A 14,250-nucleotide genomic window follows, 5' to 3' on the forward strand; every position below is an offset into this window, starting at 1 on the left:
GCTTGGGCTTGGCAATCGTTAAAATAGTTTAGTCAATGAGCTGACCCTTTGCCCCCAATTTTTTACCTCATTGATCCAGCGCGGTCGTTTTAATGATCAACTCGAATTCAGCTAATACTTCGGGCTGCCGTTGGCGGAGATAACGGGCAACTGTTGGGTTCTCCAATAGCTTCGTCAAATAACCTTTGGCGAGAACCAAATTGAGCACGTCCTGACCGTAGTTTTGTTCGACCATTTTGTATTGCCCTTGGAGATTTGCCATTTCCCGCTCCATTTTTGCCATCTGCTCCTGCGTGACACCGGTCAGCTTCAACGTCTTTTTTGCTTCTACCAGGAATTCCTCCGGCGTTGCCACCAGCATAGCTTCAGCATAAGCCACCGTCACGGTGTTCGCAGCAATCATCAACTCGACGCACTCCACCTGCCGGGTTGAATTCATCTTGCGCAGCACCCTAGATATTTCCACCGAAAACTGTCGGTCTTTCAACATGTCCGCTGCCTCGGTGCAGATGCCGTCGAGTAAATTCATTTTCTTGAGTATTTGACTTACGTCGACACTCAACACTTTGGCAAGCCGGTCAGGCGAGACTCCACGATCAATGGCGCGGCGGATCATGAAATGCTCCTGGATCGTCGATAGCCGATTGATACGACTGTTGTAGGTATATGCTTCATCGTCCGTCGACACCAAGCACGGCGCATCGACAAATCCAAGATCGCGCATCGCGATGAGGCGGATGTGCCCATCCAGAAGCATATGTTGCTCTAAGTCGCGAATGACTGGCGTAATGGACAGGGGTTCGATTAAACCGACCTCTCCAATAGAGGAGCAAATCTGTTTGAATTTGCGAGACGTGATGAGACCCTCAGGCATCTTTCGTGATGGAAGGATGCAGGTGAGCGGAAGCGATAGCGGTTCAAGAGAAAAGCCGAGCGATATCCCCGTCATGGCTTGCTCCCAGCCGTCCATATTCTATCCGTCAAATATTTTGGCAAAGTATCCAAGCCTTCGGCGCGCAGTAAATTGGTAAAATTTTCGTCAGCGAGAAGCTGACGTAGGGCGCCGACGACAAATAGCAGGCGTTGTTGCGCAAATTCGGCCTTCTTTACCATCAAACGTTGTCGTTCGACTTCCTTCTGATAACTCCGCACCAAACTGGACGTTGTGACGTCTATTCTTTTACGGGGCGTGCCGCGCGCCACCGATCGTCCCAGAGTTTGGCGGCGCTCGATTACGCGCCTAGCTTCTTGCAAGTGTTTGCCGCGCAGCTTACCTGATTCATAGGCTTCCTGTAATGCGGCCTGCACGGCTTTGTCGTCGTCGCCTGCACCAACTATCGCGATTGCCGCATTGAGTGGAATCTTTCCTCTCTCGACTGCAACCAGCAATCGCTCTTCGCCACGCTCCAATAGTGCAACAATGCCGTGCACATACTCGAGGGTTAGCCCTGTTTTCGAAGCGATGGTTTTTTGGTCATATCCTTGATCGAACAATGCTTGTATGCTCGCGAATAGCTCCAGCGGACGATAGTGTCGACGCGCGATATTCTCGGCAAGGCTCATGATGAATGCATCTTCATCGCTAACAGAGACAACTAGTGCGGGAATGGTGGTTTCGCCAAAGGACTTGAACGCCTTCATGCGTCCTTCGCCACAAACTAATAAGTAACGTTCTTCGCCATCGGAACCGGCGCGCGGCGTCACGGTGATCGGTTTTTTGAGCCCGATCATCTGTATATTTTTTGTGATTTCCTCAAACACTTTATTATTCCGCTCGCGAGGATTGAGTACGTCGATACGGTCTACGGGGATCATCCTTAACTCGCCAGGCTTATGATTCTGAGTCATGCGGCTCTCCTCATGCGAGCACGCTCCGCCATGCCATAAAGATAATCGAGAGTGTCAAAGCGATAGCTGTCAAATTCGATCGAATTTTGCTCTGCGAGGTTAAGGCGTGCCTGACCGAAGTCCAGTCGCGGCAAAAGATAGTAATCAAGGGGAGACTGGTTCGTTTGGTCGAGACGTACGGCCACAGTGATGTCTGGCACCAGGCTGCTGTCGAACCGGATTTTCCAGCAGTTACGACCTGAATCATGGGTCTGGCAACGGGCTAGCACCAGGGATACCGAGAATTCCCGATTCACCTTCAGCAGGTCGGTTGCCGAGTCGCGAACAACCTGCCCACCTAGCTCGGCTATATTGGTTTCAGTCTCCAACACAATTTTCGGATGCAGACGTCGCAGGAATCGGTTTATTTCGAGATAGCGATAATCTCGATCGGGCGTAAAGCCCACTATTTCATAGGCTCGGATCAGACTGCCAAATCGATGAGCATACACAGTGGATGACGGCATGCCTTCCATTTCGTCGATGATTAGTCCCGATAGGAATCCTCGGTTCTTGTACAAGGAGCGAAGGCGATCAACCAATTCCTCGTCGGTGAAACGCCGAGCTCGTGCGCGCATGATGCCTTGCGCAGTATAGAAAATTTCTGGAGGTACTACAGATTCGAAGGCGCCATCTTTTCTAATCCACATATCCGCGCTATTCACCACTCGCATCTTTTTCAATTTAAAAGAAATGCGGTTATAAATGTTGTTGCCGACATATTTCTCATTGGTCAGCACTTCGTGTACGGTAGCGCGCGTCCAAGATCGGCTGAGATCAGTCAAGATATTCATGCTGTTTAGGCGTTCGGCAATCTCATATTCATTGAGGCTGTCATTGATGAACCATTGATAAATCTGATTAACTATTTGGACTTCGCTTTCGGGACCTGGCATCAAAATTACGCGATCCGTCTGGAGACTCTTGTGTTCGCCACGTGCAAGCTCGCTTTTGACGGAACCGAATTGGTCAATCAATACGCGCCGCAAGCCATAGCCAGCGGGACCACCTTGTCGATATCCAAGTTCAATTAGTCGACATTGTCCGGCGAATACCTTGGCTGACAATTCACGGCTGTATTCGCCAGCCATGGCCCGTTTGACGCCTTTGACGATGGTCGAAACCGGAGAGCCGTCGTTCTCGAATTGCTCGGCACAATAGGCGACCTGGATACCAGCGCGTCGACACACGTACTCGTAATACGCGCTTTCGTCCGCATCTTGAAATCGTCCCCACCGGCTGACGTCATACACCAAGATGATCTGGAAATCGGCAGAGCCCGTCTCGACGTCCTTAATCAAACGTTGCAACGCCTGACGACCATCGATGCGCAGGCCGCTTTTACCTTCGTCGGCATAGGTGCGGACGATCTCGATGTTGCGTTGGGCAGCGTATTCGCGAATTTTGTCGCGTTGATTTTCAGTCGAGTATTGTTGGTGTTCGGTTGACATCCTCACGTACTCTGCTGCCTGGGATTGCGAGGCATTCAGAGCATCGCCATCGCCTGCCTGATCTTGTAGCATACGGTTCGCCCTCCAAATTGCGGCAGACGATGTTGCGCACGGGAATTTTCTTTCTCGCAATCACTGCATTTGATCTTGCATGCTTTATACATCGCGCACCTGAAGCTACAGTAACAGCGGTATGTCGCTGCGCCTATCAAGTCCTCTCTTTGCAATTCCCTCGGGTTACCGGTAAGTCTCTGAAACCAAAGTGATTTCCACAATCCACGCGTTCTTCTTTGCAATACCAGCTGACGCGACGCCAGCAATGCGATATATCCCTGATTGCAAACGGAAAATCGGTTCTGACGCGTCCATCTTTGCAATTGAACTCACCCGCGCTTGTTCATTGCGTTCAAGTTGCTGAGTACGATTTCGCTTCATATACTCCGGATGAGTGATGCGGTAATCGCGCCAGTAATCTGGATGTCTTTTGCACCAGGCTTGTTGGGCCCGAGTCTGGTTGTCCTGATAGTCAGGATCGGAATGTCGCTTTATTTCTTGCCAGCGTCGTCGTCGTTCACGCTGGCAGACAGGGGCAGCACAGTAGTTTTGTAGCGGAACTTGGGGGCGTGGGTAGAATATCTGACCGCACGCTGCACAGTGCTTGCTTTTCATGCGACCCTCGTACATAAGCTATGAGAAGGGAGGGCGGGGGCGTAGTAGTTACATCATAAAATTGATTCTGCAAACAGGAATCCGGAGCGTAATAGCATTTCAAATAACCATCATTTTTGGGTGAGCTATGATATGGAAATGCGCATATGATCGGTTGTCATGCGTTGGCGGTCCGTTTGACCCAATGAGTGCAATAAAAAATGGCAATAGCGATATTTGGTTCATTGCGCACGGGCAATTCGCATGCAATCTTTGTTAGCTTCTGGCCACCTCCGATGATGAAAATTCAAATCGCCTCTGACTTGCATCTGGAATTTCTGGATCAACGATTTCCTGACTATCGCGTGATTGAACACACGGATGCAGATGTGCTGGTTATCGCCGGTGACATTCATCGCAATACCAAAGCGATCAGTGTCTTCTCGGATTGGCCGGTGCCGGTGATCTATGTGCACGGCAATCATGAAGCCTATAAGGAAAAATATTTCGATCTTGTTGATGAATTGGAAAATTTTGAAGTGAGCGGCAACGTGCACTATCTTGAACGGAAAGAATATATCTTCAACGATGTACGTTTTCTTGGTTGCTGCCTATGGACAGATTACCGCATCGATCCATCCAATCCGCTGACTGCCATGCGAGAAGCTGAGCGCGAATTGAACGATCATCGTGTGATTCGAGGTAGGCATGGTCGGTTCACCGCGCAAGATGCGTTGAAGATTCATCAAAAATCCCGTCTTTGGTTGGAAGAAAAACTGTATGAGGATTTTGATGGCCGCACGGTGGTTGTCACCCATCACGGGCCGCATCCGAATTCCATCCATCCGCGTTTTGCCGGCACTTTATTGAATGCGGCATTTGTTAGCGACTTGACGCCATTGATCGAGAACGCGGATTTGTGGATACATGGGCACGTACATGATAATTTTGATTATCAGGTCGGGACTACGCGCATCGTTGCCAACCCACGCGGCTATCCATTTAATGTGAGAACGGCGCCTCATGTCGATCAACTTGAATGGGAAAACGAAGCGTTTGATCCAGCATTGGTGATCGAGATCTAAAGATGACTCTAAAGATATTTCTCGACACGGAATTCACAGACTTTATTCGCCCACATTTGATCAGCATCGGGATGGTCGCAGATTCCGGCGAAGAGTTTTATGCGGAAATTCCGTATCCAGATAGCGATTGCAGCGATTTTGTGCGGGAAACGGTTATTCCATTACTCGGGCGTTTTTCAGGTGCAATATGTTCCAAGGAAGATTTGTCCGTCAGATTACGAACCTGGCTAGAGCTTGTTAGGGCTGAACGGGACCATATTGAAATCTGTGTTGATTCTCAAACGGACTGGGATCTATTGATCAATGCCTTGGAATATCAGGTGCCGAAGTGGTGTCGACAGACGTTCGTTGGTAACAGCATCGATGAACTGCTTCGCTGCGATTTCTACGAAAAAACTAGATTTCCTGAGCATCATGCGCTTTATGACGCCATGGCGAATCGCCATGCTTTTCGATAGCTCTAAACTAGAGCGGCCGTAATACCACGTACTCGTGGCGACGGTGTTGCGCATTTTAGAAAACGTCGCTTAATCGACGGTGCCGCTACGACTCGACATCGTTGCGTCGAATGTAAGCCTATTTAAGCAAAGGAAAATTGTGCTCAGCGTAACTTATAAAATGGAATCTTCGGTAAGTCGAATTTATATTATTCATACAGAGGCCACAAAAAATACTTCTCGCAGACTTGAAGAAGACTTACAACCACTAAGCAAATTTTCAGGCCTTTTACCGGATATTGCATCAGCGTATTCTGTGGGCTCTGCAGATGATGTGAAAAATGTATTTGGAGCGATTAAAAAAGACTGTATCGATAACAATGTAAAGCCGCTACTACATGTTGATTTCCATGGTTCTGAGCAGCACGGGTTGGTCGTAAAACCTGGTCATTATCTATCGTGGGAATGGTTTGCCTCTCGTTGCCGAGAGGTGAATATCGCATGTCAAAATAAATTTGGTGTTGTGATGGCATGTTGTTATGGTTTGAACGCAATCCGCGGGGTGCGTATTGGTGAACTTGTTCCATTTCAATATTTAATAGGTAGTCAAGAAACAATCTATGAAGGTGCAGATATTGACGACTCTTTTTCTCTCTTTTATAAAAAATTATTTGAAACGCGCTCTTTTGAGGTTGCCCTTGTCGGTTTACCGAATAAATTTCAGCCTTTTTATGCGGAAAAAATGTTGTTTATAGTACTGGCAAAATATTTAAAGGCGGGGACCTATGGCAAAGGATTCCAAGAAAGAAAAGAGCGATTAATTACAGAATTGGTGGAGGCGGGACAGTACCCGACTCCACAAAATTTAAAATTGCTTCGCGCTTCAATAACTGAACGTTTGAAATTTGATAAGGATGGCGTGCAAGAGGTTATAGATAAATATTCCGCAAGTTTCTTAGGGCAACCAAGCCAAATTAAGATAGATGATCTTATGACAATTCTTGATCGCTAAGAAATATTTGAAAGCTTGGGAACGGCGTAAGACAAAGATGTTCATTGTGATCTGGGACCGAATCGCAAGCATTCAGCTCATATTTGAATTGCATTCTGAAGCATAGAAAATGCAAGCATAATATGAAAAATAGCTTGCATTAGTATTTTGCTCGAATATAGAATGCAAGCATCTTTTGTGAAAGGTGCTTGCAATGAGTGATGAAATTGATAAACCCATAACGGGACGTGCCAAGGGTGGCGTTGAGAGGGCAAAAAGACTTACGCCTGAAAAACGTAGCGAGATTGCGAAAAAAGCGGCGGCGGCGCGGTACGCGCAAGGAGGTGCACTACCGAAGGCAGACTACAAAGGGCAACTTGCCATCGGAGATATCTTGATTCCTTGCGCAGTTCTCAACGACGGTCGCCGCGTCCTCTCTGAGCGCGGAATTACTGATTCATTTTTCAGTGGCCGTCCGAACGCTCGACAATTCGAGCTTGCCGCCGGCGCCGGATTGCCAGTTTTTGTTGCTCAAAATGAGCTTAAGTCTCTGATAGATAAGGAATTTTGGAGTGGCGCCGGGAAGCCGATTGAGTATCAGAATGGAGACCAAATAGTTGTCGGTTTTGAGGCTTCCATTCTTCCCGTTGTTTGTGACGTTTGGCTAAAGGCAAGGCAGGAAGACTTACTGTCAAAGACGCAGAAGGGGCGCGCAGAAAAGGCAGAAATATTGATGCGGGCTTTGGCGCATGTCGCTATCAACGCCCTCGTGGATGAGGCAACGGGATATCAGGAAGTCCGCCCGAAAAATGCCTTGCAAGCCTACTTAGAAATGCTGATCCGCAAGGAATTGGCAGCGTGGGCGAAGAAATTTCCAGATGAATTTTACGAAAACATATACAAATTAAAGGGGTGGCCCTGGCCCGGCATGGGCAAAAACCGCTATAGCGTCGTAGCTCACTATACGCGCGATCTTGTTTATGAACGTCTCGCGCCCGGCATTTTGAAAGAGTTGGAAAACAAAAGCCCGAAGAATGAGTCAGGTCACCGCCAGAACAAGCTGCATGAATGGCTCACCGATGATATTGGCAATCCGCTGCTTGCACAACATCTGCACACGCTAATCATGTTTCAGCGCTCGGCAATTGCAAACGGTTTTGGATGGAATCGTTTTTTGAAGATGGTGGATCAGGTCATGCCGAAAAAGGGCGCAACGCTAGAATTACCTCTCGGTATTGATGACAATCTGGAAGAAAAGAAAAAGAAGAACTAACCTTTTTTGCAGCGGCTTTGCGCCGCCTTCTTGACGATCTCGGAGCGCGCTTGCCTATGGATCGCAGCTCTCAAGCCCCTATTTCCAAGTGACCACAATTATGAAAGAGGATGAGGGTGAGCCACATCTGTGATATCGATATTCAATCCAAGCTTGCCGGTCCGCGTTTAGCGGAAATTGCTATTAAATGAATTTTCTTAGTTAACAATATTCTTAAATAATTTTGTCATATTCTCAAATAGCGCTAACTGCACCATCTACGACGCCGCACATGCCCCTGATGACCCGCTTCATGCGGACGTGATGGTCGATGCTAGCGACCTTACAGGGCAGCTCAAGGCGCAGCGAAAGTTGCTTCGCGTGATGATGATGACTGTGGCATGCCGACGTGGCTTGTTTGTTTCTCCTCATCTTGCGCCTGATGACCCAAGTCTGCAGAACATCCAGATACAGCTGCATAGGCCCAATCAGCAAGACGCCGCTACCGTTTTGGCTGCTTCTGAATAGTTGGGCGACGAGCAAAGTAAATTGAGGAGTTGATACCGACGAGTTATTGCTGCGATTGATTACGAATAATCGGCATATAAATGGCTTACGCAAATTCCGCATACTGCTCTTCCTATACTTGCGCATTTAATACGAGCGTTTTTCTCATCTTCGCAAGCAAATTCATTTCCCGCAGTTTGTGACTTAGTCATTTTCTTGCAAATGGACTTTTCATCAGAGGTGCATTTCTGAGGGGTTGTCATCTTTCCCTCAAACAAATGCAATTCGGCAGTATCTTTGTCTTTCTTTAGAGTGTAAGCAGCGGCCATGTTTGTAATCTCCGGAGATATTTGTAAAAAATCTGACGTCATTTAGGCCAGCTTACGCTGCTTCGTGCATGTTGAGTCATGGAATCAAAATGGTTTTTCAAATAACATGACATTTTGAAAATAAGAGCATCCGGAATAGCTCCACAATCGATGACTCATCACCTCAGTGTCGAACTAATTGGTATAAAACTCGTAGGATGACCCATTAACGGCATGATTTTTGCGTTCGTGGGTGTGACCGCTAACAGGTGCGGTTCGCTTGTGGTAAATCTAAATTAAACGTTAACCAGAATTCAATGAGCCAGAGGTCTGGCCTAGGGGGAGACAAATGGGTTTCGTCGGGGAAATTGCGTTGACGCGAAAAAAATCTCGTTAATTATTGAATTTGTCTCGCTAATTAATGAATTAAAAGGCTCTAAACAGGCAAATTTGTCTCATTAACTACTGATCATTCACAATGGTTGTGAAAAATCAGTAGTTAAGTAGTTAAGTAGTTAATGAGATAAAGCTAATGAGATAAGTTAGAAGTTAGCGAGACAAATTCAGGCATGGTGTCGCTCCTCCTGAGAAGGCTCGACAAGCGTATCACTTCATCCCGTGTCCTTGGTCCAGCCCGAGGGGTTCGGTCCAGGGCGGCAGCCGACGTGCTTAAAGAATTGCTACTCTTGAGGCCGGTGCGTGCATGTTGAGCTGTGTATAATGATAATCAGATTATCATTCATACCTGTCCAGCCCATGGAATCAAAAACTGCGCGACTCACAATCTTGATCGATCCCGTGAAGAAGAAAGCGTTTGACGAGCTATGTCTTGCACAAGACTTGACGCCATCTCAGGTCATCCGCCAAATGATCCGCGAGTATCTGGAGCGGCATGATGTTGATTACGCGACGAAAGCCGCCATTAAGACACCCAAGCCGAGCAAAAAATAAGCCCGTTATCAGCTGGCAAAGCATCCCTTTTGCTAGATCAGTCTTTCTCGCCAAAAAAATAGTCTTTGCTGGTTTTGATCAGGTTTTCCGCATAGGCGTTTATTTTTGCTGATTTCCTGACGTGCGGAGCGTGAGTATCGTGTTCTATATCCATCAAATCCTGGCTGCGATTTAACGCTGACGCAAAATCCTCACGATAATCCTCGACGCCAATCAATTCCAGCAGCCCGGCCCGCATCAGCTTTGTTTTGACCTTGGGATTCGCCTCGCACAATATCATTCGAACACCGCGCTTCTGCATGTTCAGCACCACTTCTTCCAAAGTCAGCAGCCCCGTCATGTCCACGAATGGCACCCAGCGAAGGCGCAATATCAGTATGCGGGGATCGGTGTGGGTATGGATCAAGGCTCTTTCAAAATTCTCGACGGCGCCGAAGAAAACCGGTCCTTCGGTCGCGTAGACCAGTTGTAGGCAACCACGAACAGGATTGCCGCAAACGCCGCCAAGGGAACATTCGTCGCCAGCGGCGCCAGTAATACAATGACCAGGACCAGCATGATGGCGTGGATAATGCCGGCCAACGGGCTACTGCCGCCATTGCGAATGCTGGTTGCCGTGCGTCCGATGGCTCCCGTGGCGGCAAAACCGCCGAACAAGGGCGTCAGCATATTAGCCAGTCCTTGACCGATCAACTCCTGATTCGAATCGTGTTTGCCGCCAACCATGCCGGCCAGTATGACAATAAAGGCGCCACTACGCCGACGATCGCACCGGCAATCACGGTGGGCAGCAGTTTGTCTCTTGCAAAGAGGCCTGCCTTGCGAGCTTCCAGGATATTAATCACACATCACCGTGAGTTACGCAGGAAAACCAAGCGTTATTCGGAGCTACGCCACGCGATCCGATGGCGTTTCCGGACTAGGAAAACACAAATTCGTGACAACGGCCTACCAATGCATGGATTGCTCAGTTCCAATTTACACCATATGCGTATGCTATGATCATATGTAATCATAGTATGATAATCTGATTATCATTAAACATGATGCATGAAATCCTGTAGGCGCAAGCAGTTAATGGACAAGCACAGCCAGACCATCAAATTTTTTAGGGAACGTATCCCTGCATTTGCCTGTATTCCGGGATGTCACGACTGCTGCGGCCCCGTGCTGACGTCCACCGTTGAAATGGCGCGATTGCCCCGCAAGAGCGAACAAGAACAGGAAGTCGCGCTTGCCGCATTAAGCTGCCCGCACCTGGGAGCCGACGGCTGCCAGGTGTATGAGGAACGTCCGCTGGTCTGCCGGCTGTTCGGGACAACTCCCAGGCTGGCCTGTCCGAACGGCAAGCGGCCTGCTGTAATGGTCGCTCCTGCCATTGAAGAGGGGGTCTACCGCTATTTCGAGCAGGTACGCCACGTACTGGTTTGATACCCCGTTTTTATCCGATGACGTTGAAGATACAACCATGCTTTTAGATAACATCCGCGAACTTTCAGCGTTTTCCAGCGACGGCAAACCGTTCATCTATAAAAACTCGCATTCTGTCTCCCTGCAGTTCGACAATACCGCGGTGCAAAGCGAGATGTACGTGACAGCGCCGGATGCACTGTTGCTGGGTTACACGGTGACAATGATGGGTTTCCTGCTGTTCAACCATAGCCCCGATACGATCGCCATGATCGGACTGGGCGGCGGCTCGCTGGCAAAATATTGTTACCGCAACCTGCCGCAATCGTCGATTGTCGTCGCTGAGAATAATCCTGACGTGATTGCATTAAGGGATCATTTTCACATCCCTGAGGATGATTGCCGATTGGAGATTCGTTGCCAGGATGGGCGCGACCTGGTGCGGCATGCCGACAGCGATTACGAGATTCTGCTGGTGGACGGCTTCGACCACACGGGACAACCACCTCAGTTATGTAGCCAGTCATTCTACGATGACTGTTATCAAGTGCTGACGCCGGAGGGTATCATGGTCGTCAATTTGTTGGGCAACAGCGCAGACAAGGCGCTATACCTTGACCGCATTCAACACAGCTTTGACGGCGCAGTGATCGCTGTCGACGCCTTGGAATCCAATAACATGATTGCGTTTGCATGCAAGGGGCAATTACTGGAAGCCTCGGACCAGGCCATCATGAGTGGACTGAAAGATCTGGAGTCCGGCCATGCGCTATTGCTTCGCATGACCGCACAAAACATATTGCGGCAGCGCAGAAACGACAAATTAATTGCAGCGCTACGCCTCTCCGCCGAACAACTGCGCGCAGGGTAGAGAATCGAGTAACGGCGGTAGCAAGTCTCTTCCATCACGCTGCCCTTTGCAATGCAGATTGGCCTGATCGATCACCAGCCGGCAGCACGCTACGTTCTGACATCACATGACAAATCCTAATTCCTTCGAACACCTGCTCCAACAAAGTGAAGGAAACCCCTTTGTCTTCGACAACGACGACATGCGCACGCTGCATTTCGACGAAAAGTATATACAAAGCGCGATGTCGATTTCTGCACCTGACAAGCTATTGCTGAGCTACACCCGGGCCATGATGGGTTTCCTTTTGTTCCAGGCGGCGCCAAAACACATCTTGCTGGTCGGTTTGGGTGGCGGATCCTTGGTCAAATATTGCTATCGGTATTTACCTTCGACACGTATCACTGTGCTAGAGCTGCACGCTGAAGTCATTGCGCTGCGCGATAAATTCATGATTCCAGCCGATGATCAGCGTCTTCGAATCATTCACTCGGATGCTGCAGCGTATATGCAAGTCCAGCAGGAAAATATCGCCGATGTCATCATGTTGGACGGTTTTTCTTCCGATGGACCGGCGCAGGAATTAAGCAGCAGCGACTTCTATGCTGACTGCTTGCGTAGCCTTACCCCGCAAGGCGTTCTGGTATCTAATTTGTGGGACCGTCCTACCTCCTTGGTCCCTGCCGTTGCCCAGACGCTGCTGGACACCGATTGGCGCATATGGTGGTGCAGAACCGATGACAGTCACAACTATATCGCCTTTTTCGTGAAAGGAAATGATGCGAGCATATTTCGGCCGGTGGTGTTCAATCGAGCCCAGAAATTGGATCAACGCTTTGATCTGCGGTTATCGGAACTGGTGCCTTCTTTCCGGCTCGTCAATCATCTTTTGAAAGAAACATGATGGGTCGCATTTTCAGCGGCTATGCACTCAGCGTTCGCAATGAAGTTAGCTACGGCGCCAGGTGTGACGACCGACTACCATTGGGGAGATCCGAAGATCCCGTGGGAGTAAGTATTAACAAGCAATTTTATAGAAATGTATAAATGCTAACTGAAGCTGATCGACAATTTGCATTAAGCATTGATTTCTCACAGAGGAATTGATCGCAGGAAGTGAGAGTAACAAATCTGGATATAGCCTTATCGGGGATACCTCCGCACCAAGACCCGGTATGTCAATGGAATAAGTTTTCGCGGTATTCCTGGCGGCGCGCTAGCCAGGCGCCTTAGTCAGCTTATTTCCCGCGCCGCATCTGCGCCAGCGTAGCCAGTTGCGCGGTTGCTTCCGCCAGTTCGGCTTGCGCCAGTGCGTAGTCGATATTCGACGCTATGTTTTGCAAACGTTCTTCGGCTTGCTGTCTGGCCGCAATGGCCTTGGCTTCGTCCAGATCCTTGCCGCGGATCGCGGTGTCGGCCAGGATGGTGACGGAATGCGGCTGGATTTCGGCGTAACCGCCTGCGACATAAATGAAATCGTCTTCGCCGGTCAGCCGTTTGATATGGACCGCACCTGGCTTCAAGCGCGTCAACAGTGGTGTGTGGCCGGGCAAAATACCCAGCGAGCCGGCGATGCCCGGCAAAGTGACCAATCCGGCGCTCCCTGAGTACAGCTCGCCTTCCGGGCTAACGACCACGACTTGAGTTTCCGACATACGGGTTCCTGTAACTAAACTGCATCAATGGGGCGTTTTTTATCACTTTTCATCACCCTGTCGAAGCAATGATACAAGATCGGCCTGCAGGAAATCAGGAAATCAGGAAATTAACGGAATCCGGATACGTCACAATCCCGGCTGCAATCAGTGCAGCTGGCCGCCGCCTTCGATCACATCCTGGTGTAACGTCATGGCGCTCTGCAACGCGACGCGCAAACCGTCGATGACTGTTTCCAGCGCCAGGCTGGGTTGGCCGGGATGGCGTGCCGCCTGCGATGGAATGTAGGGAATATGGATGAAGCCGCCACGGACTTCAGGCGCATGCGTAGCCAAGCGGTGCATCAAGCCATAAAACACATGGTTGCAGACAAAGGTGCCGGCAGTTTGCGAAACCTCGGCCGGGATGCCGGCAGCGCGCATCGCCTTGACCAGACCCTTGATCGGCAGCGTCGAAAAATACGCTGCAGGAGCGTCGTTGCATATCGGCTGGTCGATAGGCTGGCGGCCAGCGTTATCGGCAATCCGTGCATCGTCGACATTGATCGCTACTCGCTCCACCGATAGCTGGCTGCGGCCGCCGGCCTGGCCGACGCAAATCACCAGTACCGGCTTGAGCTCAGCGATCAATTGATCCAGCACCTGCAACGCCGTGCCGAAAACACAGGGCAATTGGCGCGCCGCCACGCGCGCGCCTTCGCATGGCCAACCGTCCAGTGCGCGTACTGCCTCCCACGATGGATTGAGCGGTTCCTGCTCGAATGGCTCAAAGCCGGTTAGCAAAATGTTTTGCCGAATCTGCTGAATCATTAATTGTC

15 protein-coding genes and 1 pseudogene are annotated in these 14,250 nt (G+C 49.5%); 8 read left to right on the plus strand and 8 right to left on the minus strand.

The annotated features are described in order from the left end of the window. Positions 1–67 precede the first annotated feature (67 nt). From VNZ60_RS09950 to VNZ60_RS09965, 4 genes are all read right to left on the minus strand, one after another. Positions 68–949: a plasmid partitioning protein RepB C-terminal domain-containing protein gene (locus VNZ60_RS09950; RefSeq protein ID WP_325658719.1), complete on the minus strand. Its 882-nt coding sequence runs from the start codon at positions 947–949 to the stop codon at positions 68–70. Continuing rightward, on the minus strand, positions 946–1,848 hold the full coding sequence (locus VNZ60_RS09955) for a plasmid partitioning protein RepB C-terminal domain-containing protein (RefSeq protein WP_325658612.1): 903 nt from the start codon (positions 1,846–1,848) through the stop codon (positions 946–948). Before VNZ60_RS09955 ends, VNZ60_RS09950 begins: the two co-directional genes overlap by 4 nt. Then, a complete protein-coding gene (locus VNZ60_RS09960; RefSeq protein WP_325658614.1) occupies positions 1,845–3,410 on the minus strand; it encodes a recombinase family protein in 1,566 nt (521 codons plus the stop codon). Before VNZ60_RS09960 ends, VNZ60_RS09955 begins: the two co-directional genes overlap by 4 nt. 165 nt (positions 3,411–3,575) lie before the next feature. Continuing rightward, entirely contained in the window at positions 3,576–4,007 is a 432-nt protein-coding gene (locus tag VNZ60_RS09965; protein ID WP_325658616.1) for a hypothetical protein, read from the minus strand. A 200-nt stretch (positions 4,008–4,207) separates the two neighbouring features. Between VNZ60_RS09965 and VNZ60_RS09970 the strand changes: the two genes are divergently transcribed. From VNZ60_RS09970 to VNZ60_RS09985, 4 genes are all read left to right on the plus strand, one after another. Then, the gene (locus tag VNZ60_RS09970; protein ID WP_325658618.1) at positions 4,208–5,071 is read left to right on the plus strand and encodes a metallophosphoesterase; all 864 of its coding nucleotides are present in this window, start codon (positions 4,208–4,210) and stop codon (positions 5,069–5,071) included. A 2-nt stretch (positions 5,072–5,073) separates the two neighbouring features. Further along, positions 5,074–5,529, plus strand: coding sequence for a hypothetical protein (locus tag VNZ60_RS09975; RefSeq protein WP_325658620.1), 456 nt, complete (start codon positions 5,074–5,076; stop codon positions 5,527–5,529). A 139-nt stretch (positions 5,530–5,668) separates the two neighbouring features. After that, a complete protein-coding gene (locus VNZ60_RS09980) occupies positions 5,669–6,520 on the plus strand; it encodes a hypothetical protein (protein ID WP_325658622.1) in 852 nt (283 codons plus the stop codon). 193 nt (positions 6,521–6,713) lie between these two features. Then, positions 6,714–7,772, plus strand: coding sequence for a P63C domain-containing protein (locus VNZ60_RS09985; RefSeq protein WP_325658624.1), 1,059 nt, complete (start codon positions 6,714–6,716; stop codon positions 7,770–7,772). A gap of 566 nt (positions 7,773–8,338) precedes the next feature. Here the strand turns inward: VNZ60_RS09985 and VNZ60_RS09990 are convergent. Then, a complete protein-coding gene (locus tag VNZ60_RS09990) occupies positions 8,339–8,587 on the minus strand; it encodes a hypothetical protein (RefSeq protein ID WP_325658626.1) in 249 nt (82 codons plus the stop codon). Positions 8,588–9,322: 735 nt separating this feature from the next. Between VNZ60_RS09990 and VNZ60_RS09995 the strand changes: the two genes are divergently transcribed. After that, positions 9,323–9,517 carry a ribbon-helix-helix protein, CopG family gene (locus VNZ60_RS09995; RefSeq protein WP_325658628.1) on the plus strand — a complete coding sequence of 65 codons (195 nt, stop codon included), beginning with the start codon at positions 9,323–9,325 and terminating at the stop codon, positions 9,515–9,517. 37 nt (positions 9,518–9,554) lie between these two features. Here the strand turns inward: VNZ60_RS09995 and VNZ60_RS10000 are convergent. Further along, positions 9,555–10,258, minus strand: a pseudogene (locus VNZ60_RS10000) (SulP family inorganic anion transporter); the annotation flags it as partial. 336 nt (positions 10,259–10,594) lie between these two features. On the opposite strand from VNZ60_RS10000, the gene VNZ60_RS10005 reads away from it, so the two are divergent. From VNZ60_RS10005 to VNZ60_RS10015, 3 genes are all read left to right on the plus strand, one after another. Beyond that, entirely contained in the window at positions 10,595–10,948 is a 354-nt protein-coding gene (locus VNZ60_RS10005) for a YkgJ family cysteine cluster protein (protein ID WP_325658630.1), read from the plus strand. Positions 10,949–10,985: 37 nt separating this feature from the next. After that, entirely contained in the window at positions 10,986–11,798 is an 813-nt protein-coding gene (locus VNZ60_RS10010) for a fused MFS/spermidine synthase (RefSeq protein WP_325658632.1), read from the plus strand. Positions 11,799–11,904: 106 nt separating this feature from the next. Beyond that, positions 11,905–12,681, plus strand: a complete 777-nt coding sequence (locus VNZ60_RS10015) for a spermine/spermidine synthase domain-containing protein (RefSeq protein WP_325658634.1) — start codon at positions 11,905–11,907, stop codon at positions 12,679–12,681. A gap of 334 nt (positions 12,682–13,015) precedes the next feature. On the opposite strand, the gene VNZ60_RS10020 is transcribed toward VNZ60_RS10015, so the two are convergent. Together VNZ60_RS10020 and pcp are read right to left on the minus strand one after the other, a co-directional pair. Continuing rightward, positions 13,016–13,432, minus strand: coding sequence for a F0F1 ATP synthase subunit epsilon (locus VNZ60_RS10020; RefSeq protein ID WP_325658636.1), 417 nt, complete (start codon positions 13,430–13,432; stop codon positions 13,016–13,018). A 147-nt stretch (positions 13,433–13,579) separates the two neighbouring features. Continuing rightward, positions 13,580–14,242, minus strand: coding sequence for a pyroglutamyl-peptidase I (gene pcp, locus VNZ60_RS10025; protein ID WP_325658638.1), 663 nt, complete (start codon positions 14,240–14,242; stop codon positions 13,580–13,582). Positions 14,243–14,250 lie beyond the last annotated feature (8 nt).

It is taken from the genome of Collimonas sp. (genome assembly GCF_035566375.1).
GTDB lineage: Bacteria > Pseudomonadota > Gammaproteobacteria > Burkholderiales > Burkholderiaceae_D > Collimonas.